The organism is Marinobacter sp. CA1 (assembly GCF_020546665.1).
GTDB classification, from domain to species: domain Bacteria; phylum Pseudomonadota; class Gammaproteobacteria; order Pseudomonadales; family Oleiphilaceae; genus Marinobacter; species Marinobacter xestospongiae.
This window is the reverse complement of the sequence record NZ_CP071785.1, coordinates 2476582-2502527: the sequence shown is the minus strand read 5'-3', so window position 1 is coordinate 2502527 and position 25946 is coordinate 2476582. Positions and strand designations below refer to the sequence as shown.

23 protein-coding genes and 2 tRNA genes are annotated in these 25946 nt (G+C 56.1%); 22 read left to right on the top strand and 3 right to left on the bottom strand.

Annotated features, from left to right (window positions below; translation table 11 throughout):
- The first annotated feature begins 11 nt into the window (after nucleotides 1-11).
- The 8 genes from J2887_RS11410 (at nucleotide 12) to J2887_RS11375 (ending at nucleotide 9296) form a co-directional block, all read left to right on the top strand.
- Nucleotides 12-96: transfer RNA gene (locus tag J2887_RS11410), tRNA-Leu, on the top strand.
- Between the two features lie 245 nt (nucleotides 97-341).
- On the top strand, nucleotides 342-1646 hold the full coding sequence (gene tig / locus J2887_RS11405) for a trigger factor (protein WP_227171259.1): 1305 nt from the start codon (nucleotides 342-344) through the stop codon (nucleotides 1644-1646).
- 208 nt (nucleotides 1647-1854) lie between these two features.
- The gene (gene clpP, locus J2887_RS11400; protein ID WP_227171258.1) at nucleotides 1855-2490 is read left to right on the top strand and encodes an ATP-dependent Clp endopeptidase proteolytic subunit ClpP; all 636 of its coding nucleotides are present in this window, start codon (nucleotides 1855-1857) and stop codon (nucleotides 2488-2490) included.
- A gap of 76 nt (nucleotides 2491-2566) precedes the next feature.
- On the top strand, nucleotides 2567-3850 hold the full coding sequence (gene clpX / locus J2887_RS11395) for an ATP-dependent Clp protease ATP-binding subunit ClpX (protein WP_227171257.1): 1284 nt from the start codon (nucleotides 2567-2569) through the stop codon (nucleotides 3848-3850).
- A gap of 226 nt (nucleotides 3851-4076) precedes the next feature.
- Nucleotides 4077-6494, top strand: a complete 2418-nt coding sequence (gene lon, locus J2887_RS11390) for an endopeptidase La (protein WP_227171256.1) — start codon at nucleotides 4077-4079, stop codon at nucleotides 6492-6494.
- A gap of 241 nt (nucleotides 6495-6735) precedes the next feature.
- The gene (locus J2887_RS11385; protein WP_227171255.1) at nucleotides 6736-7008 is read left to right on the top strand and encodes an HU family DNA-binding protein; all 273 of its coding nucleotides are present in this window, start codon (nucleotides 6736-6738) and stop codon (nucleotides 7006-7008) included.
- Nucleotides 7009-7205: 197 nt separating this feature from the next.
- On the top strand, nucleotides 7206-9074 hold the full coding sequence (locus tag J2887_RS11380; RefSeq protein ID WP_227171254.1) for a SurA N-terminal domain-containing protein: 1869 nt from the start codon (nucleotides 7206-7208) through the stop codon (nucleotides 9072-9074).
- 145 nt (nucleotides 9075-9219) lie between these two features.
- Nucleotides 9220-9296: transfer RNA gene (locus J2887_RS11375), tRNA-Val, on the top strand.
- 141 nt (nucleotides 9297-9437) lie between these two features.
- On the opposite strand, the gene J2887_RS11370 is transcribed toward J2887_RS11375, so the two are convergent.
- A complete protein-coding gene (locus tag J2887_RS11370; RefSeq protein ID WP_227171253.1) occupies nucleotides 9438-9980 on the bottom strand; it encodes a tyrosine-type recombinase/integrase in 543 nt (180 codons plus the stop codon).
- A 558-nt stretch (nucleotides 9981-10538) separates the two neighbouring features.
- On the opposite strand from J2887_RS11370, the gene J2887_RS11365 reads away from it, so the two are divergent.
- From J2887_RS11365 to J2887_RS21845, 4 genes are all read left to right on the top strand, one after another.
- Nucleotides 10539-11417 (top strand): hypothetical protein, encoded by an 879-nt coding sequence (locus J2887_RS11365; protein ID WP_227171252.1) that lies wholly within the window; start codon nucleotides 10539-10541, stop codon nucleotides 11415-11417.
- A gap of 89 nt (nucleotides 11418-11506) precedes the next feature.
- On the top strand, nucleotides 11507-11968 hold the full coding sequence (locus tag J2887_RS11360; protein WP_227171251.1) for a hypothetical protein: 462 nt from the start codon (nucleotides 11507-11509) through the stop codon (nucleotides 11966-11968).
- Between the two features lie 331 nt (nucleotides 11969-12299).
- A complete protein-coding gene (locus J2887_RS11355) occupies nucleotides 12300-12629 on the top strand; it encodes a transposase (RefSeq protein ID WP_416381858.1) in 330 nt (109 codons plus the stop codon).
- Nucleotides 12630-12704: 75 nt separating this feature from the next.
- Entirely contained in the window at nucleotides 12705-13121 is a 417-nt protein-coding gene (locus J2887_RS21845) for a nucleotidyltransferase domain-containing protein (protein WP_416381917.1), read from the top strand.
- A gap of 463 nt (nucleotides 13122-13584) precedes the next feature.
- On the opposite strand, the gene J2887_RS11345 is transcribed toward J2887_RS21845, so the two are convergent.
- Entirely contained in the window at nucleotides 13585-14628 is a 1044-nt protein-coding gene (locus J2887_RS11345) for an IS110 family transposase (protein ID WP_227171250.1), read from the bottom strand.
- A gap of 386 nt (nucleotides 14629-15014) precedes the next feature.
- Between J2887_RS11345 and J2887_RS11340 the strand changes: the two genes are divergently transcribed.
- The 5 genes from J2887_RS11340 to J2887_RS11320 all read left to right on the top strand — a co-directional run bounded on the left by J2887_RS11340 (nucleotide 15015) and on the right by J2887_RS11320 (nucleotide 17939).
- Nucleotides 15015-15479 (top strand): hypothetical protein, encoded by a 465-nt coding sequence (locus tag J2887_RS11340; RefSeq protein ID WP_227171249.1) that lies wholly within the window; start codon nucleotides 15015-15017, stop codon nucleotides 15477-15479.
- A gap of 268 nt (nucleotides 15480-15747) precedes the next feature.
- Nucleotides 15748-16209 carry a hypothetical protein gene (locus J2887_RS11335; RefSeq protein WP_227171248.1) on the top strand — a complete coding sequence of 154 codons (462 nt, stop codon included), beginning with the start codon at nucleotides 15748-15750 and terminating at the stop codon, nucleotides 16207-16209.
- Nucleotides 16210-16594: 385 nt separating this feature from the next.
- On the top strand, nucleotides 16595-16864 hold the full coding sequence (locus J2887_RS11330) for a hypothetical protein (RefSeq protein ID WP_227171247.1): 270 nt from the start codon (nucleotides 16595-16597) through the stop codon (nucleotides 16862-16864).
- Nucleotides 16865-16924: 60 nt separating this feature from the next.
- Nucleotides 16925-17245 (top strand): hypothetical protein, encoded by a 321-nt coding sequence (locus J2887_RS11325; RefSeq protein WP_227171246.1) that lies wholly within the window; start codon nucleotides 16925-16927, stop codon nucleotides 17243-17245.
- A 271-nt stretch (nucleotides 17246-17516) separates the two neighbouring features.
- The gene (locus tag J2887_RS11320; protein ID WP_248169241.1) at nucleotides 17517-17939 is read left to right on the top strand and encodes a helix-turn-helix domain-containing protein; all 423 of its coding nucleotides are present in this window, start codon (nucleotides 17517-17519) and stop codon (nucleotides 17937-17939) included.
- A 52-nt stretch (nucleotides 17940-17991) separates the two neighbouring features.
- Here the strand turns inward: J2887_RS11320 and galU are convergent, their stop codons facing one another.
- On the bottom strand, nucleotides 17992-18822 hold the full coding sequence (gene galU / locus J2887_RS11315) for a UTP--glucose-1-phosphate uridylyltransferase GalU (protein WP_227171245.1): 831 nt from the start codon (nucleotides 18820-18822) through the stop codon (nucleotides 17992-17994).
- A gap of 194 nt (nucleotides 18823-19016) precedes the next feature.
- Here galU and J2887_RS11310 point away from each other — a divergent pair, with 194 nt between their 5' ends.
- The 5 genes from J2887_RS11310 to prpF all read left to right on the top strand — a co-directional run bounded on the left by J2887_RS11310 (nucleotide 19017) and on the right by prpF (nucleotide 25747).
- Nucleotides 19017-19697 carry a GntR family transcriptional regulator gene (locus tag J2887_RS11310; protein WP_227171244.1) on the top strand — a complete coding sequence of 227 codons (681 nt, stop codon included), beginning with the start codon at nucleotides 19017-19019 and terminating at the stop codon, nucleotides 19695-19697.
- A gap of 43 nt (nucleotides 19698-19740) precedes the next feature.
- Nucleotides 19741-20628 (top strand): methylisocitrate lyase, encoded by an 888-nt coding sequence (gene prpB / locus J2887_RS11305; protein ID WP_227171243.1) that lies wholly within the window; start codon nucleotides 19741-19743, stop codon nucleotides 20626-20628.
- An 18-nt stretch (nucleotides 20629-20646) separates the two neighbouring features.
- Complete coding sequence (prpC, locus tag J2887_RS11300) at nucleotides 20647-21771, top strand: bifunctional 2-methylcitrate synthase/citrate synthase (protein ID WP_227171242.1); 1125 nt, start codon at nucleotides 20647-20649, stop codon at nucleotides 21769-21771.
- 111 nt (nucleotides 21772-21882) lie between these two features.
- Nucleotides 21883-24495 carry a Fe/S-dependent 2-methylisocitrate dehydratase AcnD gene (gene acnD / locus J2887_RS11295; protein ID WP_227171241.1) on the top strand — a complete coding sequence of 871 codons (2613 nt, stop codon included), beginning with the start codon at nucleotides 21883-21885 and terminating at the stop codon, nucleotides 24493-24495.
- 73 nt (nucleotides 24496-24568) lie between these two features.
- Nucleotides 24569-25747, top strand: coding sequence for a 2-methylaconitate cis-trans isomerase PrpF (gene prpF, locus J2887_RS11290; protein WP_227171240.1), 1179 nt, complete (start codon nucleotides 24569-24571; stop codon nucleotides 25745-25747).
- Nucleotides 25748-25946 lie beyond the last annotated feature (199 nt).

The window sequence follows — 25946 nt, the reverse complement described above, 5'->3', positions numbered from 1 at the left end:
GTGCTTGATGTGCGAAAGTGGCGGAACTGGTAGACGCGCTGGATTTAGGTTCCAGTGGGGCAACCCGTGAGAGTTCGAGTCTCTCCTTTCGCACCACCTATCCCCCTGATTTTTTGCTCCTTTCTGTAGTTTGTTTTGCCTTCGCACATTTTGTGCCTTCTCCTTTGTAGGCTTTGCTCTGGCGACAGGTTTCGCGGCATTTCGTGTTTCTCTCCGCCTGGAAAACCGTGGTAGACTACCGCTTTTAATTTTGCGCTGCCTGGGTTGACGGCCGGCAAGGTAGTGACCAGGGCGCAGGTAATTATTCATTCACTTACTGACCGGTAATTCGAGGAACTTCCATGCAAGTGTCTGTAGAAACGACATCCAACATCGAACGTCGCATGACAATCGGTGTGTCCGCCCAGGAAATTGACGCGGCGGTTCAAAAGCGCCTTCAGGAAACCGCGCGTACCGTTCGCCTGAACGGTTTTCGTCCGGGCAAAGTGCCTATGAGCGTTGTAAAGCGTCGTTTCGGTGCCAGCGTTCGCCAGGAAATCGTCGGCGAAGTCATGCGCGACAACTACATGAAGGCACTTGAAGAGCAGGATATTGCTCCGGCTGGCTGGCCGCGCTTTGAGCCGAAGTCCATGGAAGAAGGCAAGGACCTCGAGTTCGTGGCCATCTTCGAAGTGCTGCCGGAAATCGAGCTGGGCGACCTGAGCAAAATCAGCATTGAAAAGCCGACCTCCGAAATCACCGACAAAGACGTCGACAACATGATCGACAACCTGCGTCGTCAGCAGGCCACCATGAAGTCCGTGAAGCGCAAGTCCAAGAACAAGGACGTGCTGACCATCGACTTCAAGGGCTTTATTGACGGCGAAGAGTTTGAAGGTGGCGCGGCTGAAGGTCACCGCCTGACTCTGGGCTCTGGCCAGATGATTCCGGGCTTCGAGAAGGCCATCGTTGGGGGTAAGGCCGGCGAAGAGCTGGAAATTGAAGTTACCTTCCCGGAGGACTACCACAACGAAGAGCTGGCCGGTAAGCCTGCCAAGTTCGAAATCAAGATTCACGAAGTGGAAGAGCCGCAGTTGCCTGAGCTGGATGAAGAGTTCTTCCAGAAGTACGGCATCGAAGCCGACAGCGAAGAAAGCTTCCGTGCCGAAGTTCAGAAGAACATGGAGCGCGAGCTGAAGCAGGCGATCTCCAACAAGGTCAAGAACGACGTTGTTGACGGCCTGCTGGAAACCACTGAACTGGAAGTGCCTCAGGCACTGATTGACCAGGAAATCGACCGTCTGCGTCAGGACGCCGTACAGCGTTTCGGTGGCCAGGTAGACTTCCAGCAGCTGCCCAAAGAGCTGTTTGAAGAGCAGGCGAACCGTCGCGTCAAGACCGGTCTGCTGTTCCAGGAAGTGATCAAGAGCAAGGACCTGAAGGCGGATGACGCCAAGGTTGAGGAGAAGATCCAGGAGATCGCCTCCACTTACGAGCAGCCGGAAGAGGTTGTTGCCCACTTCCAGAACAACGCCGAGCAGAAGTCCCAGATCGAATCTGTGGTTCTGGAAGACGCGGTTGTTGACCTTGTCCTCGAGCAGGCTAAGGTGAAAGAGAAGAAAATGAAGTACGAAGACGCCGTCAAGGCCGGTCAGCCCCAGCGTTAAGACTGGGGCCTGATGGCTTCGCGAGCGAGAAAAGAAAACAGCCGGTCATGCCGGCTGTTTTCATCTTGGGCTGGGGGTGGCAAAGTAATGCCCCGGTAACAGTCATCCAGAGGGAAGGGCTGATCCTTTCTTCTTTATATAACGAACAATCTACCAAACCCCGGTGACCGGGTGGTCACAATACGTCCAGAAGGAGTTCAGGCGCATCATGATGCAAAAACCGATTGATGGTCCGGCAATGGTAACGAGCGCCGGCCTGGTGCCGATTGTTATTGAACAGACTGCCCGGGGTGAGCGGCAGTTCGACATCTATTCCCGTCTGCTGAAAGAGCGGGTGGTATTTCTGGTGGGGCCTGTTGAGGACCACATGGCCAACCTGGTGGTGGCCCAGCTACTGTTCCTGGAGTCGGAAAACCCCGACAAGGACATTCACCTGTACATCAACAGCCCTGGCGGTTCTGTCACTGCGGGTATGTCCATCTACGACACCATGCAGTTCATCAAGCCAGACGTGAATACGCTGTGTATTGGTCAGGCGGCCAGCATGGGGGCTTTCCTGCTTGCCGGTGGTGCTGAGGGCAAGCGTGCCTGTCTGCCGCATTCCCGGGTGATGATTCACCAGCCGCTGGGCGGTTATCAGGGGCAGGCCACGGACATTGAGATCCATACCAAGGAAATTCTCAAGATTCGCCACACTCTGAACACCCTTCTGGCCCAGCACACTGGCCAGGATCTGGAGACCATCGAGCGGGATACCGAGCGCGATAATTTCATGGATCCGACCCAGGCCAAGGAGTACGGCCTGATCGATGCAATATTTGATAAGCGCGTTCAGAATAAGTAATACTGGAACCAATCGCATCACCATTTGTCGACGTAATTGGTGAGTGCGTCGACAAATCCAGACCAGAGGTAAGTCAATGGCAGATGAAAGAAACGGCAGGGGCGACGATAACGGCAAGTTGCTGTACTGCTCGTTTTGTGGAAAGAGCCAGCATGAAGTCCGTAAGCTCATTGCAGGGCCCTCGGTGTTCATCTGCGACGAATGCGTCGACCTGTGTAACGACATCATCCGGGAGGAGATCCAGGAGAGTTCGCAGGAAGAGGCGAGTGATCGTCTGCCCACGCCTGATGAAATTCGCACTACGCTGAATGAGTATGTTATCGGGCAGGATCGGGCCAAGATTGTTCTATCTGTCGCAGTGTATAACCACTACAAGCGGCTGCGTTACGGCGAAGGCAAGGCCGAAGTCGAGCTTGGCAAGAGCAACATCCTGCTGATCGGTCCTACCGGCAGTGGTAAAACTCTGTTGGCAGAGACCCTTGCGCGGATGCTGAACGTGCCGTTCACGATTGCAGACGCCACCACGCTGACCGAAGCCGGCTACGTGGGTGAGGATGTTGAGAACATCATCCAGAAACTGCTGCAGAAGTGTGATTACGACGTCGACAAGGCTCAGCGCGGTATCGTCTATATCGATGAGATCGACAAGATTTCCCGCAAGTCCGACAACCCGTCGATCACCCGGGATGTGTCCGGCGAGGGTGTTCAGCAGGCACTGCTGAAACTGATCGAAGGAACGGTCGCGTCTGTACCTCCACAGGGCGGTCGCAAGCATCCCCAGCAGGAATTCCTGCAGGTGGATACCGGCAATATCCTGTTCATCTGCGGTGGCGCCTTTGCTGGCCTCGACAAAGTGATTCAGGATCGCTCCGAGCGCAGCAGCATCGGCTTTACGGCCTCAGTCGTGAGTCAGGACGACAGCAAGAGCACGGGCGACATCATCAAGGACGTCGAGACCGAGGATCTGGTGAAATACGGCCTGATTCCCGAGTTTGTCGGTCGTCTGCCGGTGGTGGCTACACTGACCGAGCTTGACGAAGCGGCGCTGGTTCAGATTCTCACTGAGCCCAAGAACGCGCTGACCAAGCAGTACCAGAAACTGTTCGATATGGAAGGGGTTGAGCTGGATTTCCGTGAAGACGCACTGCGTGCGGTTGCGCGCAAGGCCATGGAGCGCAAGACCGGCGCCCGGGGTCTGCGGTCCATCATGGAAGCCACGCTGCTGGACACCATGTACCAGATCCCTTCAGAGACCGATGTCACCAAAGTGGTGATCGACGAAAGCGTGATTGATGGCGACTCCGAGCCGTTCAAGATCTACGCCAGCTCCGATCATGCCAAGGCGGCTTCCGACGATTGATCGTTGGCAGGTTTCAGCAATATGAAAAAGGGCGGCAACGCCCTTTTTTTTCCTCTCCGTTTTGTGGTCGGCTGTTAGTGTCGCCGGACGGGGGCATCTGGCCCCGCGTGCCGACTGGCCCTGACGGACAGCCCCGACGCAATTCCTCCTGCAAAAATATTGCAATTTTACCAAGCGCCCCAATGAAGGGTGATAAGCTGAAAGAAACAAAACCCGAGGATTTCTTATGACCCTGATCCCCGAAGAGTCTGTACAAGAATACCCAATGCTCCCGTTGCGGGACGTGGTGGTATTCCCACATATGGTGGTTCCGCTGTTCGTGGGGCGCGACAAATCAATTCAGGCGCTCGAAGCCGCGATGGAGGGCAGCAAGGAAATCCTTCTTGTGGCACAACGGGATGCCGGCACCGATGAGCCGGGCCCGGAAGACGTATTCGAAATGGGGACTCTGGCCACGGTGTTGCAGTTGCTGCGACTCCCGGACGGCACCGTCAAGGTGCTGGTGGAAGGCAATACCCGTGCTCGCATCCAGACCATGGAGGAGGGCGAGTTCCTGACCGGCACCGCAATCCTGATGGACGAAGAGTCGTTGCCGGAGCGCGAAGGCGAAGTGCTGGTCAAGACCCTGATGGAGGAGTTTGAAAAGTACGTCAAGCTCTCCAAGAAAGTGCCGTCGGAAGTCTCCAATGCGCTGACCGGCATCACCGAGCTGGAGCGTCTGGTGGACACCATGGCCGCGCACCTGGAGCTTCGCATTCCTGAAAAGCAGGAACTCCTTGAAGCGCTGGATGTGCGCCAGCGGGTGGACCTGTTGCTGGGCAAACTGGACGGCGAGATTGACCTGATTGAGGTAGAGAAGCGCATCCGTGGCCGCGTCAAGAAACAGATGGAGCGCAGCCAGCGGGAGTACTACCTCAACGAGCAGATGAAGGCCATCCAGAAGGAAATGGGCCAGCTGGGTGAAGGCGGCGGTGACTTCGAGGAGCTGGAGCAGCGCCTGGAAGAAGCCGGACTGCCGGAAGAAGCCCGCAAGAAGACCGAAGCGGAGCTCAACAAGCTCAAGATGATGTCGCCCATGTCCGCCGAAGCGACGGTGGTACGGGGTTACATCGACTGGATGCTGGCCGTGCCCTGGAAGAAGCGCAGCCGGGTTCGCCATGACCTCGAGAAGGCCCAGGAAATTCTGGACCGGGATCACTACGGTCTGGAAGAGGTCAAGAAGCGCATCCTTGAGTACCTGGCGGTTCAGAGCCGTGTGAAGAAGGTGAAAGGGCCTGTGCTGTGCCTGGTTGGGCCGCCCGGGGTTGGTAAGACCTCCCTCGGCCAGTCCATTGCCCGGGCCACCAATCGCAAGTACACCCGGATGGCGCTGGGTGGCGTGCGTGACGAGGCCGAGATTCGCGGTCACCGCAAGACCTACATTGGCGCCCTGCCGGGTAAACTGCTGCAGAAACTGTCCAAGGTCGGGGTCAAGAACCCGCTGTTCCTGTTCGATGAAATCGACAAGATGGGCATGGACCATCGTGGTGACCCGGCATCTGCGTTGCTGGAAGTGCTGGACCCGGAGCAGAACCACACCTTCAACGATCACTACCTGGAAGTGGACTACGACCTGTCAGACGTGATGTTTGTCTGCACCTCCAACTCCATGGACATTCCGTCGGCGCTGCTGGACCGGATGGAAATCATCCGTATCCCCGGTTACACCGAAGACGAGAAGGTCAATATTGCTCTCCGGTACCTGGTGCCCAAGCAGGTCAAGGCCAACGGGCTGACCGAGAAGGAGCTGGACCTGCCGGAAGAAACGTTGCGATCGCTGATCCGCTACTACACCCGGGAAGCCGGCGTGCGGGGGCTGGAGCGGGAGATCGCCAAGATCTGTCGCAAGGTCGTGCGGGAGCATGTGGAGGCCGGCGAACGCAAGACGTTGACCATCACCCCGGAGATGCTGGAAGACTATTCCGGTGTCCAGAAGTTCAAGTACGGTCTGGCGGAAGAGACCAACCAGATCGGTCAGGTGACCGGCCTGGCCTGGACCCAGGTTGGCGGTGAACTGCTGACTATTGAATGCGCATTGACCAAGGGCAAGGGCCGTGTCGTCAAGACCGGTTCGCTGGGTGATGTCATGCAGGAGTCCATCCAGGCGGCCTTGACCGTGGTCCGCAGTCGTGCCGTAGGGCTTGGTGTGAAGGACGATTTCCATGAGAACTACGACCTGCACGTCCACGTTCCCGAGGGCGCAACGCCAAAAGATGGCCCCAGTGCCGGTATCGGTATGTGCACCGCACTGGTCTCTGCGCTGTCGCAGATTCCGGTCCGCGCAGACGTTGCCATGACCGGTGAAATCACCCTTCGCGGGCGTGTGCTGGCGATCGGCGGGCTCAAGGAAAAACTGCTCGCGGCGCACCGCGGTGGCATCAAGACCGTGGTGATTCCGGAAGAAAACGTCCGCGATCTCAAGGAGATACCGGATAATATCAAGGAATCTCTGGAAATCCGTCCGGTAACATGGATCGACGAAGTGCTGGATATTGCCCTGGCTTACAGCCCTGAACCGCTCAGCGAACAGGTGTCAGCCGAGGCCGGATCAGGCAAATCCAGAGACGATGATGCCGATTCTTCCGAGCGGATAAATACGCACTAATCCTCGGCGGCGTTGTTGACACGCTGGAGAGCCCGTTGGTATAACTGTTTCGCCGTGAAGCAGCCAATACCAAGGGCTCCCGCGCAGTTTATGCCTATTCCGAATTCCGGTTTTCAACCGAATGGAATAAAAAAAGTGAAGAATGGAATTCTCTGACCGCTTATGCGATAGTCGGGAACGTCCTAAAGAATAGCCAACTTATATCTATAACATCTTCAACCTGAAATCGAAGGGGTTTAGTGTGAACAAGTCCGAACTAATCGATGCAATTGCAGAGTCCGCTGACATCTCCAAGGCAAGCGCGGGTCGCGCTCTGGACGCGATGACAGACTCCGTAACTGACGCTCTGAAAAAAGGTGATCAGGTGACTCTGATCGGTTTCGGTACCTTCTCGGTGAAAGAGCGTGCTGCTCGCACCGGTCGTAACCCGCAAACTGGCGCTGAGATCAAGATTCCGGCCTCTAAAGTACCTGGCTTCAAAGCTGGTAAGGCCCTGAAAGACGCCGTTAAGTAAGGCTCTTTCTCCGGCGGTGTCGTTGATGATGTCGCCCAGGCGGCCCGGAGACTGGTTCCGAGAGGCCGCCCCAGGAATATGGAGGCGCATCCCGCATCGGGTGCGCCTTTTTTATGTTTGAGATACCAGAGGCCTGACGCCAGTATTCGCCGCACCCCATCGACGCTAGGCGAAACGGATGGCGATCCGGGAGGACCATGCTTCAAGATATTCGTGAGAATGCCCAGGGCACCATTGCCAAGATAATCATTACGTTACTGATCGTGTCACTGTCCATCTGGGGGATGGATGCGATCATCGGCGGCTTCTCCGGCGAGCCGGAAGTGGCAACAGTGAATGGTGAACCGATCACCGAGCGGGAGTTCAATCGCCTGGTTCAGATTGAGAGCCAGCGTCAGCTGTCCCAGATGGAAGAACCCGACCCGTCGCTGCTTGATGAAGACAGCATTCGTCGCCAGGTACTCGACAACCTGATTCAGGATCGCATCCTGACCCAGGACGCGGCAAACCAGGGAATGACCCTGACGGATGCCGACGTGGACGCGCTGATTACCCAGATGCCGGAATTTCAGGTGGATGGCACGTTTAACCGTGACCAGTTCATGATGGTGGTTCGCAACCTGGGCATGGGAGTCGCTGAATTCCGCGAGTTCCTCCGTAAGCAGTACGTGGTTGGCCAGATCCGCTCCGGCCTGGCCGGTAGTGGCTTTGTGGCCCAGGCAGCCGCACAGCAACTGATGAGCCTGCAGAACCAGACCCGGAGCTTCCGTGTTGCCTCGATCCCGGCTACCGCGGTAGCGGATACCGTGGCGGTCACCGATGAGGATGTTCAGGCTTACTACGATGCCAACGGCGACGAATTCATGCAGCCGGAAAGCATCGATGCCCAGTATGTGGCACTGAGCCTGGAGTCCCTGGCCGATCCTGACAGCGTCAGTGAGGAAGAGGTTGCCGCGCTTTACGAGAAACGCGCAGAAGAACTGGCCGCAGAAGAGCGCCGCACCGCCCATATCCTGATCAGCGGCGTTGACGATGTCGACGCAACAGTCGCGGAAGTGCAGGAAAAGCTGGCAGCGGGTGAGGATTTCGCTGCCCTGGCTGAGACCTATTCGGCCGACGTGGCTTCCGCCAAGAACGGCGGTGATCTCGGCTTTGCCGGTCGTGGCGTGTTTGCCGATGCCTATGAGGCAGCGATGTTCGAGCTGGCGCCTGGAGAGGTGTCAGAGCCCGTCCAGACCAGTTTCGGTACCCACATCATCAAGCTGCTGGATGTCCGCGACAGCGAGGTCCCGGCACTGGCTGAGCTGGAGGCGGATCTGCGTCGTGAGCTGGCGGTACGGAAAGCCGATGAGGCCTATGCCGAAGCGCGCTCTGAGCTAGCTGATATCGCCTACAGCGCGAATGATCTGAACGAGCCGGCGGAGGCTCTGGGTCTGGAGATCCGTGAACGCGAGGGCGTTACCCGCGATGGCGGTATGGCTCCGTTCGACCATGCCGGTCTGGTGCGTCAGCTGTACTTCGAGGATGCCCTCGAAGACGGCTATAACACCGAAGTGATCGATGTGGGGGATAACGTCTCCGTGGTTGCGCGGGTGAAAGCGCACCATCCGGCCCGCCAATTGCCGCTGGAGGAGGTTGCAGCCCAGATCCGCACCCGGCTGGAAGCCGAGAAAACCCGCGAGGCCTTGGCCGAGCGTGCTACCCAGCTGATCGAGGAGCTGGAGTCCGGCCAGTCGCTGGCGGACATTGAAGGCATCACTGAGCTTGGCATTGAGTGGCAGAGCTTTGACGAGCAGCCGCGCAACACCCAGTCAGTGCATCCGGCTGTGGTAGGCGAGGCCTTCTCTCTGGGCCGTCCAGCCGCTGAGGAGGCCGTTTACGGCTTTGCCAGTACCGGAGGTGCGGTAGCGGTTATCGCCCTGGACAGCGTCCATGAGGGCGAGGTGGACCAGAAGGGACCGCAGTTCCAGCAGATCGACGATTTCCTCGCGACCCTGCAGGGACAGCGCGAGTACACCGCCTACCAGCAATACCTGCGCGAGCAGGCCGAAGTGGACCGCCTTTGATCGCGACTCGGTGAGCAGGGCAGTGCCTGAAAATCCCCCGGGAGCGTCCGTTTCCGGGGGATTTTTTTGTTTCAGAAACAAAATTGAAAAAAAGGCTTGACCCACCCACCGTGAATCCTTATAGTGCGTCCCCGTTGCAGGACACAGGACCATAGCTCAGTTGGTTAGAGCGCTACCTTGACATGGTAGAGGTCCCCAGTTCGAATCTGGGTGGTCCTACCAATTCTGCAAAGAAAGTCAGTTACTTACGGAGATCGTGAGAACTGGCTTTTTTTATTTTCGGAATATTTTCGGAAAACAAAACGCTTATACAGTACTGCAGATTGCCCCCAATCTCTGGAGCGACCGCTCCGAAATACCCCGCTAACCCGCCAGTATCTCCTCCAGGTCCAACCCGGCTTTTACCCGGACCCAATCCTGAGAATGCCCCTTCTGATATCCCTGCGTCATCCGCTCATCAGCGTGAGCCATAAGCGGCTGGATATAGCTTTCATTGTCATACCCTCGCTGTTTGTAGATCCACGACCCGAGTGAACGAATTTCGTGGAAGGTCGGCCGGCTCTCCCTGGGAATACCATCAAACAGCCCTGTCTCATCGCGGAGACGACGAAACTCAGCGGTGAAGTGATTGGGGAGTATTTGGGTCCAGTGGTCCCGCTCATCAGAGTGAATCTTGCGGGACGGGCGCCGGTGAACAATGTAGGGCGATGCGATCCCGGACTGCCGGGCTCGTGATATCAGCTCAGCCAGTTGCGGGCAGTCGATCTCCAGGTGGGCATGCTCGTGTTTCTTCGTCTTCTGGCGGACCACCTTGATCAGGCCGTCCTGGTAGTCGGAGAATTTCATGTTGAGCACTTCACTACGGCCCTGGAGCGTCACTAGGGAGATCTCCATCGCAATCTGCATCCAGAACGGCGAGATCGCGTGGATGGCCTTCTGAGGCCGCCCTCTGTCGCAAACAGGGGAGGGGTAAAACCGTGTGGGTTAGCAGACCGGTAACCGGAACTGGCAGGCCTAAAGGCCTCTCATATGGCCCGCCCTATAATGCTGAGCGTGCCATGTTCTCACCATCCCTCACACCCCCAATTGTCAAACTCTGTTGCACGCCCTTGCCACACAGCGCAGAGCCATATAGCTTTTACCTAACACAACGTCATGAAGCGCCTGTGGTTGGCCCTGGAGTCGCCAGCAGCCCATTGCCAATCATGGCAGCACCTGGTCTTCTGGAGCGACGACCGATCTGTCAGCCGGATGACACCTCGAAAGGATGTGAGGAACAGCATGTTGAACCTGGATCGACTTCTCCCTCCCGATGTTCTGGCTGACTTAGCCAAATGCTATCCACTGTCTGTTGGCAAAAGGCAAGACCCCGAAGACCTCATGCGGTTGGCGGGATATTACGTCTGGTGACGTGTTTAAACACGTCATGTGCCGTTGAATCAATGTTATCTGTGAGTTTTCTGAATGATCGGTACATGCAGACTTTGTGGGCAACAGACTAAATTGAAGGAGAGCCATTTCATTCCCAAGTTTGTTGGGAAATGGCTTAAAAAGACTTCGATTACCGGATTTTTCAGAGAACACAATGAACTAGAAAAAAGAGCACAGGATACAGCCAAGGAATACTGGCTATGTGGGCAGTGCGAAGGACTTCTATCAAATTGGGAAAGGGAGTTCGCAAATAGAATTTTTTATCCCTTTGCGGATCAGGGACTTTCAACCGCCTCTTATGGCCCTTGGTTTGCCAAGTTGTGCGCGTCACTCTCGTGGCGGACATTAACCTTCATTCGCCATAAGAATCCTGACCGAGACAAGCCAGATGAATATTACGAGCAACTAGACGCGGCCCAAGACCACCTGAGAAAATTTATTCTCGGGGAAACCGGAAATTTAGAGCGATACGAACAGCATATTTTCCATCTCCAAGAAATAGAATCGACGGACAGTAATGAATTGCCTACAGGAATCAATCGCTACTTCCTCAGGGGGATGGCGATGGATGTCGTTGGCAATTCAACCGACTTGTATATCTATACAAAAATCCCGTCCTTTATCATTCTCGGTGTCGTGAAGGCCAAACAATTGAATAAATTGAGGGCCAGCAGAGTCGCACTCAAAGAGGGAAAACTCAGCCCTAAGTCATACCGTTGGCCTGACGGCTTTCATAGCTATGTTTTTGAAAAAGCGGAAGAAATGATTTTGGCACACCAGAAAATTCCTGAAAAAGATCTCAAGAAATTCGAAGATTTTATCGCGGAGAATCCGGAAAAAGCTGCAAATTCAAAGCAGTTCAAAGCTTTAATGCACGATTATCAGAGGTTTGGTGCAAAAATTTTCAGATAACCAGGGGCTCAAGCCGACCGGTTTGCGCTGGCGCTCCAACCGGCAGCTTAGCCCAGACGTTAGAACTTAATATCAGTGGCTAGTAGAAAATGACAAGTAAAATTCTCGTCGCGTTAAATTCCGAAAACTATGAATTTATTGGCTCTGCGATTTCAGACCGAAGTTCACTGAAGTTCTGTAGATTCGATTTTCAAGATCCCAGCACTGTTGATTTTTTCTCAAAACATGTTAATGAAGAAGAGCTGAACATCTTTTTCTGTATTGGTGAATCTAAAAATACCAATGTTGCCGATACTTTCCTTGATGCAGTTGACTATTATAGCTTGGACATCGATCTTCCTTTAAAAGCTGAGCAAAGATATCTTGAGCTATCGGTGTTTATGCAGTCTCTAATTGATCTTGATTGCGTTAAAGTTCTTATGATCGCTCTAGAGGATGGTGGCCCGTATAAATTCCAAAACATATCATCTGGAGCCGAAATAATTGAGACGTCGATCACTGTAAGTAAAAGGTACGGGTGCCCTAATATGGTATTTATTTATCGTAGCTAAGGCCGTTCTAACCTGTCACTTTTGGCGGACATTTTTTCCGCCGCTTTGCGGCTCCAAAATTGCCGCAAAGTTTCGGCGTTAAAAGTCATGGTCTATCTCATACTCACGAAAAAAGGCTTTCAGGAACATCGCAAAAAGATGTGCGAGACTCCGTCTCCAGCGTGGCTAAACGCTGGATTGTTCCCTGAGGACGAGATAGCAGAAATGCGTAAGCAGGGTGCCGAAATCACGGTGTTCAGCCATAAGCTCTCGAGTGGCGAGTTGGCTCCACTTGAGGATGAGTTGGCTACAATAGCGGAGCATCATCCAGGCCACAGGGTATGGGTTGAGTATGTGCCTCGCTTTTAACAAGGCCATCAAGCATCGCCTGGACTTCCATACGGATAGAGGTATTGAGTACCGAGCCCACAAAACCCAGGCATTACTGAGACAGCATCAGGTAAAGCACAGCATGAATCGGCCTGGCCAGTGTACCGACAATGCTGAGGTCGAGTCGTTCTTCAAGACGCTCAAGGGAGAATTGCTACACGCCACCAGTTTTGTGACGATGCGCCAATTACGAAAACATATAAAAGCCTATATTGAGGGCTTTTATAACACCCGACGGCTGCACAGTGGCCTTGGTTACCGGACTCCGCTAGAGTTCGAAGGAATCAACTGATGGGGCGTGTCCATTTTATTGGGGGAAGTCCACCGCTTTGCGCTGGCGCTCCAACCGGCCGCTTCGCACGGCGTTATGCATATGTCGAATATGGAATTTCCTCCAGAAGTACAGGCTGTTATTGACCAACTCAAAGCGGAGTCATGCTCTGAGTCAGTCTGGTTTATCGGGTCACGCGCGAATGGCAAGTTTCGACCAGATTCTGACTGGGACTTTATATGCTTCCGGAACTCGGCTGTTGAGGAGCGGGAAGCCAGATCTAGACTCGTCGACATCGTTCAGGTAGGTATTGACGGGCAGTACCTATTAGAAGGCCAGAACTACAACTTAACTGGTCAATTCGAACACTGGCAATGGCATGAAATCGATTCGCAGCACGCCGAGTATAAGAGTAGGGTTACCCCAAAAAATGAGGCGGGAGCAGCATTTGATCTTAGTGACGTAAAGGTTGTTACGAACAATGCCTATAAAGTCTGGAACCGGGATGCATAACCCATATGAGCCTTCTCGGATGCAATAGGTAATAGTCATTTTTTTGGCCGCGCCAGCGGCCAACCTAAACCCATGAGCAAGAACGCCTGCTTCGTCAGTCTCGCGGAGCTGTCAGGCACTTACAGCAAACACATATAGGGGCTCTCTTACGTGGCTTTGGACCACAGCCTGACCGGTCGTTCCTTCGGTGGGTCAGGGGCACCAGACATTCATCGGTTAACCGGTCACTGGCGCTATTCAAGTGTCGGGCTGCATGGCTCCAGTTAGTGTCAGGCTCAGGACCGGTGTAAGCGCACTGGCTCATGGTATTAAGGCACGCCCACGGGCTGGCTAATCAAGTCGCCCTGGCTTCAACATCGGTGACAGAAAACCGCTTGGGTATCGGGTACCAGTCAGCGGACTTGCAGTCTTCGGCGTCATCCTTTCTGATCCAGTTAGACGTCATGCTCAGCCCGTGTCGTGACTAACCTCTCAGGAACCGTTGTTCATCGAACACCCTCTTGTCTTTGAGCATGAAGTACACCGCTCGTCCCAGCTTGTGCGCCAGTGCGGACAGGGCCTTGGGTTTATTCATCCGCCTCTGGAGTTTGTCGACGTAGCGTTTGGCCTTGTCGTTGTTACGGATAAACAGCACAGCTGCCTCTGAGAACGCCCACTTCAGATGGGCATTGCCGATCTTGTTGCCCTGAGTGCCATAGACCTTGCCGGCCGATTCGGCTTTGCACTTCACCAGGCGGGCGTAGGATGCAAACTTCTGAACCGATTCGAAGCGCTGGATATCGCCGACTTCATAGAGAATGGTCAGGGCCAGAATGCGACCTACTCCGGGAATGGTTTTCAGCACGTTGAGTGATGCTGGATCGTGTTGTTTGGCCTGCTGTTCCAAATGCCATTCAAGCTTTTTGAGCTCGTGTTGATAACAGTCGACGATGGCCAGGTCCAGATCGATGTTGCGCTGAACGTCTGGATCGCTAAACGCAGCGGTCAGTTGTGACCGGCCGCCAGGGTTGTTGAGGTTGGCTTTACTGGGTGGCAGATTGTATTGGCCCAGAGTGTTCACCGCGTGGGCCTTGAGCATGGCCCCATGACGGACAATGCGAGTCCGGCGGCGCAACAGATCGCGGGTGGCCCGCACCTCCTTGGGATAGACGTAAGCCAGCGGGAAATTACCACCGCGCATGAGCATGGCGATCTTGAAGGAATCAATACGGTCGTTCTTGGTTTTGCCGCCATGGATCGCTTTCATGTAAAGCGCATGGCCCAGAATGAAGTTGATGCCGTGTTCTTCGCACAGGTCTGATATCCAGTACCAGCAGTGCATGCATTCGACACCTACGACGAGATCATCGCGAAAGGGTTCCAGCAGAGCCAGTAGCGGTTCCGGGCGGGCTTTGATTTCCTTGTGCAGCAACACCTCGCCTTGTTGGTTGATGATACAGACATACAGGCTGCGGGCGTGCAGGTCGATTCCACAATAATGGCGGTGGGTGCTATGGTAAAAGTTCATTGAGTCTTCTCCCTTGTAGAGCTTGGTCGCCTTCCAGCTTAGCGGGCAACCGCTGGGCTGGGGAGAAGGCTCAATCAGTATCAATCGGCTGCACAGCGACCGATTTTCCGCCGCTTTGCGGCTCCAAACCGGCGCGTGTGCCGGGCGTTGAGGCTGTAGAAAACCCCGAAATCCCCACCGGCTTTGCTAGGAAAGAGTGGCGAAAGCTCTCCAAACGGCATTTTCGATGCCTCGAAAGTTAGCGCTTGCCCAGATACGGGAGTGGGATCTAAGATCGGAATGTTGTGAAAGGATGTTCTCCTAATTTGTTCTTCACTTGGGGTAGGCAAACACCGATCCTCGTCCAGGAAGTTTTTCGATGTGAATGTTCTTGAGGTTTGTTTGGTATGGCCGGCAAAAAAATTTCTTTTCCCGCCAGAAAATCTGATAAAGACTTTGCCAAGCTGTGGCTTGGGAGCGTTGGGATCGTGCTTTTATTTGCTTTGGTCTCTGAAGGTTTCGAGATGTGGTCTCTACCTATAATACTGATTTTCTTTCTAGGTGGTCTTCGCTATTTCAATAAGACCGTGTGGGGAATCGCTGATCAAGTTGATGACTGCGGCGAATATCTGAGAGTTTCCAAGGGGAGTAAAACGGACGAAATTACAATCAGCAGCATCTGCGAAGTATGTCTTGCATACCCAAATCACAAGCATCTGATAACTATAAAGCTTTCTAAACCTTGTTTATTTGGGCGATCGGTTACTTTCAGGTCTCACAAAGGGTTCCCCGTATTCAGAGCTCCTGAAGCTTTCTTTGATCTAAAACACAGGGTTGATTCGGCGAAAAACAGGCGAGGGCAAGCCTGCTGAATCTATCTAACACAACGGCATCAAACGGCGGTGATTGGCCCTGGAGCAGCCGGAAGCCCATTTCCGACTTTGGCGGCACTTGGTGCCGTTTCATCAGCAGAATGAGCCGTCTTGAGGATGTGAGAAACAGCCCCGTTGACGTTGGGGCAACTTGATCCCCGCCGATATTATGGCCTACCTGGCCATTGGGCACCCACTGTCTATCGGAAAAGTCAAGACCAGAGTCCGAAGTTTGAGTCACAAGGCTCTGTTAGAGGCCCTCGAGAAAATGAGTATCTATCTTTACATCGAGAATACTAAAAAAGATATCGTTGAATTTGCTCTCCCAGAATTGAGCTTGAGCTCAGCTAGAGCAAGAATGAATCGTAAGGAGTTCAGAATAGAAGTCGAAGCTCATGAGATTCAGAGAATTCTGGAATGGAATTATCGAGAGTGGGTTTATGAGTCAAGAAGAGACGATGAAGTATGCGGTTCACCGCAAGATGAACTGGCCGAAGCAGGGTACCCAGAGCTATACGAAGTAATTATGAATCAAGAGCTGCTCGAATTGGTTGTGGGTGGTTATCTGTTTGAAAAATTGGTCAGTAAGTTTAGCAAGCCAAGTGAGTTAACAAAATACTGGTGGGATCAGGTTCTAAGCTGTTCGTACAGTAAGGGGAAGGTTATAATCAATGGTGTATGCTACAGTACGCCAATGTCCTTTGCCGGTGTACTTGGTGCTAAAAGTTAAAAGGGCTGGTATGGAAATCATTCTGATTCTGAGTGCTCTTATTGGCATATTTTCTCTATGGGTGAACATTGGAGCGATGGTAGCCCTTTCACGCGATGATACCCTTGAATCAATACAGCGTTGGGCACAGGGAGTTTTTGTGTGGATCGTGCCTTTACTTGGTGGACTTACTGTACTCCATTTAACCGCAAGTCATTTTCCTCAGGCTGTTCCGAGATGGGTGGCTATTTGGCCACTCAAAAGGCTGGTGAGCGGTGAAGGGCATACTCCCAATAGCAACAGAAACGAAAGTGAGGGCCAGAGTTTCGACCTCGCTATCAGCCATCGACAGGACTCATGTTTAGATCATGATAGCAGCGACTAAGCCTTTTAACAGGTGACTGTGATGGAAAGTAGCTTGGAAACGGCAACGCTGGGTCTCTTGGCGTTGCTCAATTATTCCTTTGCCTTTATGGTTTCCATAGAAGTTTGTGCACGTGATTTGATGCCGCGAAGACATAAGATTGGCTGGAGTGCACTTGCTTGGTTGATTCCCATTATAGGCCCGATCTTCACGCATCGCTATCTGAACATCGGATGGGTAAAAGGCTCTGGTAGGGGCGGCAGTAACGGTATCGTCCCGCCCAGCGATGGTGGGGGAAGTGGAGGATTTTAGTGTTCGCTCATATTAATGTAAATCACCCAAAAGCGCGTGGTTGTGGGAGTTAAGCGCTCTATGGAACGACGAAAAATAATCACCATCATGCACAAGCTGCACTATGGAGATGTCAATACTGTCGATGGGTACGTGCATCTCATGGTAAATGGCTCACTGGACTTCGAGAAATTTGAGCGGTTTATACGTCAGTACATCACCGAGGAGAATATGCTTCTCTACGCGGACTCCCAAAATGTGATGCAGGGTAACATCCAAGAGGCATATACGTTTACGCAGGCGCATATGCGAAGCAACCGCGTCCGTGTTGCTAGCATCGACTTTTTAGCTAAGTTGTTTATCGAGCCAATAGGTGTAGGTGTTGGGCATTTAAAAAACTGACTGTGGTGCAATTGCCATAGTTAAGCCGTTCCTTCTGCCACGACGCTTGGCTTTTCTCCATGATATTGAATTCATGATGATCTTCCCCTTCAGACAGCGAGAGTCGGACCGTTGGGGTCGGCAAATCGGGAGTTCTTTGCCTTGGCCGTAGTCTGCAAGCCCACCGATTTCCCGGAACCGTTTGTCAAACGCTTCGCGCTCGGTTGTAATGGCGGTTTCCGGGTGATGGGAACAGGCCCGGAGCACCGAACAGTGCGCGATTCACGGGGGTATGACGATGCGCTACATGCAGTCTTTCAATCACAGGTTACGGCGATTGCGGGAGGAGCGGTCGTTGTCAGTGATCGAACTGGCAGACCTGTGTGGGATCGATGAGCGTCGTATTCATGCCTGGGAAAGCGCTCAGCCCCAGGGGCGTCAGTACCCGGATGTGGGTGAGCTTGTCCATCTGTGCGTGCGCCTGGGAGCTGCGCTGGAGACGCTGCTGGATCTTGAGGATGCCTCCAATGCCGGGCAGCTGGAATTGCCGGGGCTGACCAATGCGGATGGCGATGAGCTGGTGCGGGCGGTTACGGAGCTGGAGCGGGCGCTGACGGTTGTCCAGCCGTCTGACCAGGAGCGGGAGCTGTTGCGGCGGTTCCGGGCCGCAGACCAGGAGCAGCGGCAGATGATTCTGCAGTTACTGGTGCCCTGAGCCTCCGGGGAGGAACCGGGCCGGTCTTGCCGGCCCGGCACCAGGCTGAGGATTACTGCTCAGCCTTATAGATGTGTTCATAGACGTGATTGGTGGCTTGCACAAAGCCGTCAATGCTGCCGCAGTCGAAGCGGCGTCCCTTGAAGCGGTAGGCGAGAACGCAGCCGTTCTTGGCCTGCTCCAGCAGTGCGTCGGTAATCTGTACCTCGCCGTTCTTGCCCGGAGGGGTGCGTTCAATGATGTCAAAAATGTCCGGTGTCAGGATGTAGCGACCGATGATGGCCAGGTTGCTGGGCGCATCTTCCGGATTGGGCTTCTCCACCATGTCGGTGATCCGGTACAGGCCATCCTTCATGGATTCGCCGGCAATCACGCCATACTTGTGGGTCTCATCCTGCGGTACTTCCTCAATCGCCACAATCGAGCAGCGGAACTGGCTGTAGAGCTTCACCATCTGGGCCAGCACGCCGTCTCCCTCTGAAACGCAGAAATCATCAGCCAGCACGACCGCAAAGGGATTGTCGCCAACCAGGTTGCGACCGGTCAGGATGGCATGGCCGAGGCCTTTCATCTCATTCTGGCGGGTGAACGCGAAGGTATTGTTGTCGATCAGCTCGCGGATGGAGGTCAGCAGGTTCTCCTTACCGGAGCCGGCGATCTGGTGTTCCAGCTCGTAACTGATGTCGAAATGATCTTCGATCGCCCGCTTGCCGCGCCCGGTGACGAATCCGAACTCGTTGATGCCGGCCTCGGAGGCTTCTTCAACGCCGTACTGTACCAATGGTTTGTTAACAATTGGCAGGATTTCCTTGGGCATGGCCTTCGTCGCCGGGAGAAAGCGAGTGCCGTAGCCGGCTACGGGAAACAGACACTTTTTGATCATCTGTGCGTCCTTATTGGATGAGGTAAGGAATGAATCAAGGCAGTGTAACGGAGAACGCGAGGAAGGGGGAGGGCGCCACCACGGGGCGGTCGGGGTTGTCGGCAACGCGGTTTGTCGCCCGGGTGGCGATTGTTGACAATCCCGGGTGGGAGGCGTAACTTTCGCCAGTATCAACCCAGGATTGTCAACAAACCATGAGCCAGAATGCTGTCCAAACCTTAACCCGAGCTGACGAAGCCTTCGATTGTCTGCAAACGGCCATCGTTAAGGGCGATCTGGCCCCGGGGGAGAAGATCGGCGAGGTGGAGTTGTGCGCGCGCTTCAATCTGACCCGCGGCCCACTGCGGGAAGCGCTGGGGCGCCTCGAGTCCCGCGGACTGCTGGTGCGCCGCCCCCACGCCGGGGTAAAGGTGGTGTCCGTCAGTGCGGATGAGCTGCTTGAGCTTTACCGCATTCGCGAAGTCATGGAAGGGTTGGCAGCCCGTCAGGCCGCCGAACGCATGACCGATGCCGAAATCGCGGCGTTGCAGGCAACCCTGGATGGTCACGAGACCCTCATCGAGCAGGCCCAGGGGCAGGCCTACTATCAGGCCGAAGGAGATTACGATTTCCACTACCGTATCGCCACTGGCAGCCGCAACACCAAGTTGGCCCAGATGCTCCTGGGTGACCTTTACTACATGGTGCGCATGTACCGTTACCGCCTCAGTACCTCCACCGGCCGGCCCCACAAGGCCCTGGGTGAGCATCGCCGCATTGTTGAGGCGATTGCCCAGCGGGACGGTGAGCTGGCGGAATTTCTGATGAAGCGGCACATCAACGCCGCCCGTCGCAATATCGAGAGAAAGATTGAGGAAGGTCTGCTGACCTTCTGATGACCCGACAAATCCAACAAGCCACTGGCTAAGGAGTCAGACCATGTCAACCTCACTGTCCGCAGGCGCTCGCTTCCGCAAGGCGCTGAAAGAGAATCAACCGTTGCAGATTGTTGGCACCATTAACGCGTACGCCGCGATGATGGCCGAGAAGGTGGGGCACCAGGCCATCTACCTGTCAGGCGGCGGTGTGGCCAACGCCTCCTACGGTCTGCCGGATCTGGGTATGACCAGCTTGAACGATGTGGTCGAAGATGTGCGCCGGATCACCGCGGCTTCCGAGCTGCCGCTGCTGGTGGACATTGATACCGGCTGGGGTGGCGCCTTCAACATCGGCCGCACCATTCGCGAGATGGAACGGGCCGGCGCTGCGGCGGTCCATATTGAAGACCAGGTGGCCCAGAAGCGTTGTGGTCATCGCCCCAACAAGGAGATTGTCTCCAAAGAGGAAATGGTTGATCGCATCAAGGCCTGTGTGGATGCCCGTCAGGACGACGACTTCTTTATCATGGCCCGTACCGACGCGTTCCAGCAGGAAGGGCTGGAGGCGGCTATCGACCGCGCCCAGGCCTGCATCGAAGCCGGTGCCGATGGCATCTTTGCCGAGGCGGTGACCGAGCTGGAGCACTACAAGGCGTTCTCCGAAGCGTTGGACGTGCCGATTCTCGCCAACATCACCGAGTTCGGGGCAACCCCGCTGTACAACAAGCAGGAGCTGAAGGAGGCCGGCGCCGGCATGGTGCTGTACCCGCTGAGCGCGTTCCGGGCGATGAACAAGGCGGCCCTGGCGGTGTATGAGAACATCTTGGCCAAGGGTGACCAGAAAGACGTGGTGGATCTGATGCAGACCCGCATGGAGCTGTACGATTTCCTCAACTACCACGAGTTTGAACAAAAACTGGATGCGCTGTTCAAGCAGCAGAAAGCCTAAGTTAGAAGGAGAGAGAGCATGGTTGACAAGAAACTGAGTGGTGCCGGCCTGCGTGGCCAGGTGGCGGGCGAAACGGCGCTGTGTACCGTTGGCAAAACCGGTGCCGGTCTGACTTATCGCGGCTATGACATCACCGAGCTGGCAGACAATGCCCAGTTCGAGGAAGTGGCCTATCTGCTGCTCCGTGGCAAGCTGCCGAACCAGCAGGAGCTGGACGCTTACAAAGAGAAGCTCCGCGGCATGCGCGCACTGCCGGAAGCCCTGAAAACCACCCTGGAACAGATTCCCAAAGACGCCCATCCGATGGATGTGATGCGTACCGGCTGCTCCATGCTGGGCAACCTGGAAACCGAAACCGACTTCAGCCAGCAGGACGACAAGATCGACCGCATGCTGGCGTTGTTCCCCGGCATCATCACCTACTGGTACCGCTTTGCCCACGAAGGCGTCCGTATCGAGACCGATTCAGACTCCGACTCCATCGGCGGCCATTTCCTGGAACTGCTGCACGGCAAGAAGCCCAACGAGCTGCACGAGCGGGTAATGAACGTGTCGCTGATTCTCTACGCCGAGCACGAGTTCAATGCGTCGACCTTCACCGCACGGGTATGCGCCTCCACTCTGTCTGACATTCACAGTTGCGTGACCGGGGCCATTGGCTCTCTACGTGGTCCGCTGCATGGCGGTGCCAACGAGGCCGCAATGGCGCTGATCCAGAAGTTCCAGTCCGCCGATGAGGCCGAGCAGGGCCTGATGGGCATGCTGGAACGCAAGGAAAAAATCATGGGCTTTGGCCACGCCATCTATCGAGAGTCCGATCCCCGCAACGCCATCATCAAGAAGTGGTCCCAGCAGCTGGCCGAGGAAGTGGGCGATACCGTGTTGTACCCGGTTTCCGTTCGCTGTGAGGAAGTGATGTGGCGGGAGAAGAAGCTGTTCTGCAACGCCGACTTCTTCCACGCCTCTGCCTATCACTTCATGGGCATTCCGACCGAGCTGTTCACCCCGATCTTCGTCATGTCCCGGGTATCCGGCTGGACTGCCCACGTCAAGGAGCAGCGCGCCAACAACCGGATTATTCGCCCAAGTGCGGAGTACACCGGCCCGGAGCATTCCGAGTGGGTGGCCATCGAACAACGCTGAGCCGCAGGGCAGGCACATCGCTTGTGCGGGTGTCTGCCGTTTTCAGGCGGATGGGCCACGGCGCAGACCGTGTCAGCCCGAGAACCAACGAATCCTGATGAGATTGCACGCATGACTAACCAATACCGCAAGCCATTGCCTGGCACCGACCTGGAGTTCTACGACACCCGGGAAGCGGTGAATGCCATTGAGGCCGGTGCTTACGAAAAGCTGCCGTACACCTCCCGTATTCTGGCTGAACAACTGGTACGCCGCTGTGATCCGGCGATCCTGACCGATTCCCTCAAGCAGATCATCGAGCGCAAGCGGGAGCTGGATTTCCCCTGGTACCCGGCGCGGGTGGTGTGTCACGACATCCTGGGCCAGACTGCCCTGGTTGACCTGGCAGGCCTGCGGGATGCGATTGCGGAGCAGGGCGGCGACCCGGCCAAGGTCAATCCGGTGGTACCGACCCAGCTGATCGTCGACCATTCCCTGGCGGTGGAGCACGCCGGTTTCGAGAAGGACGCCTTCGAGAAGAACCGTGCGGTGGAAGACCGCCGTAACGACGACCGTTTCCATTTCATCAACTGGACCAAGACCGCGTTCCGTAATGTCGACGTGATTCCTCCCGGCAACGGCATCATGCACCAGATCAACCTGGAGAAGATGTCGCCGGTGGTGCAGGTTCGCTCCGATGATGATGGCACTCAGGTCGCCTTCCCCGACACCTGTGTCGGTACCGACAGCCACACTCCGATGGTGGACGCGCTGGGCGTGATTTCCGTGGGTGTCGGCGGCCTGGAGGCGGAAAGCGTGATGCTGGGCCGTGCCTCCATGATGCGTCTGCCGGACATCGTCGGCGTCGAGCTGACCGGCAAGTTGCAGCCGGGCATCACCAGTACCGACATGGTGCTGGCGCTGACCGAGTTCCTGCGTAAAGAGCGGGTGGTGGGTGCCTATCTGGAGTTCTACGGTGAAGGCGCTGACAGCCTGACCGTCGGCGACCGTGCCACCATCTCCAACATGACGCCGGAGTACGGCGCCACTGCGGCGATGTTCTACATCGATGGCCAGACCATCGACTACCTCAAACTCACCGGTCGGGACGACGATCAGGTGGCCCTGGTTGAGCAGTATGCCAGGGAAACCGGTCTTTGGGCGGACAGCCTGAAGGGCGCGGAGTACGAGCGGGTGCTGACGTTTGATCTGTCCAAGGTGGTGCGGACGCTGGCGGGGCCTTCCAATCCCCACGCCCATCTGCCGACCTCAGAGCTGGCGGATCGCGGCATCGCCGGCAAGTGGACCGAAGAAGAAGGCAAGATGCCGGATGGCGCGGTGATCATCGCTGCCATCACCAGCTGTACCAACACCAGTAACCCCCGCAACATGGTCGCGGCTGGCCTGATCGCCCGCAACGCCAACAAGCTGGGTCTGACCCGTAAGCCCTGGGTGAAATCGTCACTGGCACCGGGGTCCAAGACGGTAAAAATGTACCTGGAAGACGCCAGTCTGCTGCCAGAGCTGGAGCAGCTCGGCTTCGGTGTTGTGGCCTTTGCCTGCACCACCTGTAATGGCATGAGTGGCGCGCTGGACCCGAAAATCCAGCAGGAAATCATCGACCGTGATCTCTACGCCACGGCGGTGCTCTCCGGTAACCGGAACTTCGACGGCCGTATCCACCCCTACGCCAAGCAGGCGTTCCTGGCGTCGCCACCGCTGGTGGTTGCCTACGCCATTGCCGGCACCATCCGCTTTGATATCGAGAAGGATGCGCTGGGTTACGACCAGCAGGGCAACCCGGTCACCCTGAAAGACATCTGGCCCAGCGACGAAGAAGTCGACGCCATTGTCAGCAAGGCGGTGAAGCCGGAGCAGTTCCGGGAAACCTACATCCCGATGTTCGACATCACCCGCGACTCCCAGGCCCAGAGTGATCCGCTGTACCAGTGGCGGCCGACGAGTACCTACATCCGTCGCCCCCCTTATTGGGAAGGCGCCTTGGCGGGCGAGAAGAATCTCAAGGGCATGCGGCCGCTGGCGGTCCTTGGTGACAACATCACCACCGATCACCTGTCGCCGTCCAACGCCATCCTGGCGGCCAGTGCCGCTGGTGAATACCTCGCCAAGATGGGCCTGCCGGAGGAGGACTTCAACTCCTACGCCACCCACCGCGGCGATCACCTGACGGCACAGCGCGCGACCTTTGCCAATCCCAAGCTGCTGAATGAAATGGTGCGGGATGACAACGGCGACGTGAAGCAGGGCTCACTGGCGCGGGTCGAGCCGGAAGGCAAGGTGACCCGGATGTGGGAAGCCATCGAAACCTACATGGAGCGCAAGCAGCCGCTGATCATTGTGGCAGGCGCGGACTACGGCCAGGGCTCTTCCCGGGACTGGGCCGCCAAAGGCGTGGCGCTGGCCGGGGTGGAGGCGATCGTGGCGGAAGGCTTCGAGCGCATTCACCGCACCAACCTGATTGGTATGGGTGTCATGCCGCTGCAGTTTGAGGAAGGCACGACCCGCAAGACCCTGGGCATCGACGGCACCGAGACCTACGACGTTGAAGGTGCTCTGTCCCCGCGGGCCAAGCTGACCCTGGTGATCCACCGTGCCAACGGCGAGCGGCTGGAGGTCCCGGTGACCTGTCGTCTGGATACCCAGGAAGAGGTGTCGATCTACCAGGCCGGCGGTGTGCTGCAACGCTTTGCCAAAGACTTCCTGGAATCTGCAGCGACAGCGTAATGACCAACAGCCGGGAGCGATGGCCGCTCCCGGCTTCTTTTTTGCAGTAGCCCGTTCTGGAGTAGTAAGCAATATGACTCACGTACCCCAAATCCGGGTGCCGGCTACCTACATGCGTGGCGGCACCAGTAAAGGTGTCTTCTTCAAGCTCGATGATCTGCCGGAAGCGGCCCAGGTGCCCGGTGAAGCCCGGGACCAGCTGTTGTTGCGGGTCATTGGCAGCCCCGATCCCTACGGCAAGCAGATCGACGGCATGGGTGGTGCCACATCCAGCACCAGCAAGACGGTGATTCTGGCCAAGAGCCAGCAGCCGGACCACGACGTTGACTACCTGTTTGGTCAGGTTTCCATCGACAAGCCGTTTGTCGACTGGAGCGGTAACTGTGGCAACCTCACCGCCGCTGTGGGCGCGTTTGCCATCAACACCGGCCTGGTGTCGGAAGAGCGGATTCCGGATAACGGCATTGCCACGGTGCGCATCTGGCAGGCGAACATCCGCAAGACCATCATCGCCCAGGTTCCAATCACCAACGGTTCGGTGCAGGAAACCGGCGACTTTGAGCTGGATGGTGTGACTTTCCCGGCGGCGGAAGTGCAGGTGGAATTCATGGACCCGGCGGATGGTGACGGCGCCATGTTCCCGACCGGCAATCTGGTGGACGACCTGGAGGTGCCCGGAGTTGGCACTTTGAAGGCGACCCTGATCAACGCTGGCATCCCAACCATCTTCGTCAATGCCGAAGACATTGGCTACCAGGGCACGGAACTGCAGGAGGCCATTAACGGCGACGCCGAAGCCCTGGCCAGGTTTGAGACCATTCGCGCCCATGGTGCCATCCGGATGGGGCTGATCAGCTCCGTTGATGAGGCAGCGAGTCGCCAGCATACGCCCAAGGTGGCTTTTGTGGCACCGCCGCGGGACTATGTGTCCTCCAGCGGCAAGACCGTGGCTGCGGCGGATGTCGACCTGCTGGTGCGGGCGCTGTCCATGGGCAAGCTCCACCACGCCATGATGGGCACCGCCGCGGTGGCGATCGGAACCGCAGCGGCCATTCCCGGTACCCTGGTAAACCAGGCGGCGGGGGGCGGAGAGCGCTCCGCCGTTCGTTTTGGCCATCCTTCCGGTACCCTCAAGGTTGGCGCTGAAGCCGCCCAGCGCGACGGCGAATGGACCGCCATCAAGGCGGTCATGAGCCGTAGCGCCCGCATCCTGATGGAAGGGTGGGTGCGTGTGCCCGGGGACAGCTTCTAGGCTCCCCGATCCTCAAACCATTGCCAGCCAGGGCTGGTCTGCCCGGTTGGCGATGGTCTGTCATTCCTGTCTTTGTCTTCGTTTCCTTTCGGCTTTTGATACCTGCCTCGTCCCCCGTTGATGTGCCTTTGGCTATAGTGTTGGTAAGCGCCCGTTGGCCAGTCGGCAATGGCGTTTCCAGCCAATCCAAAGGCCCTTC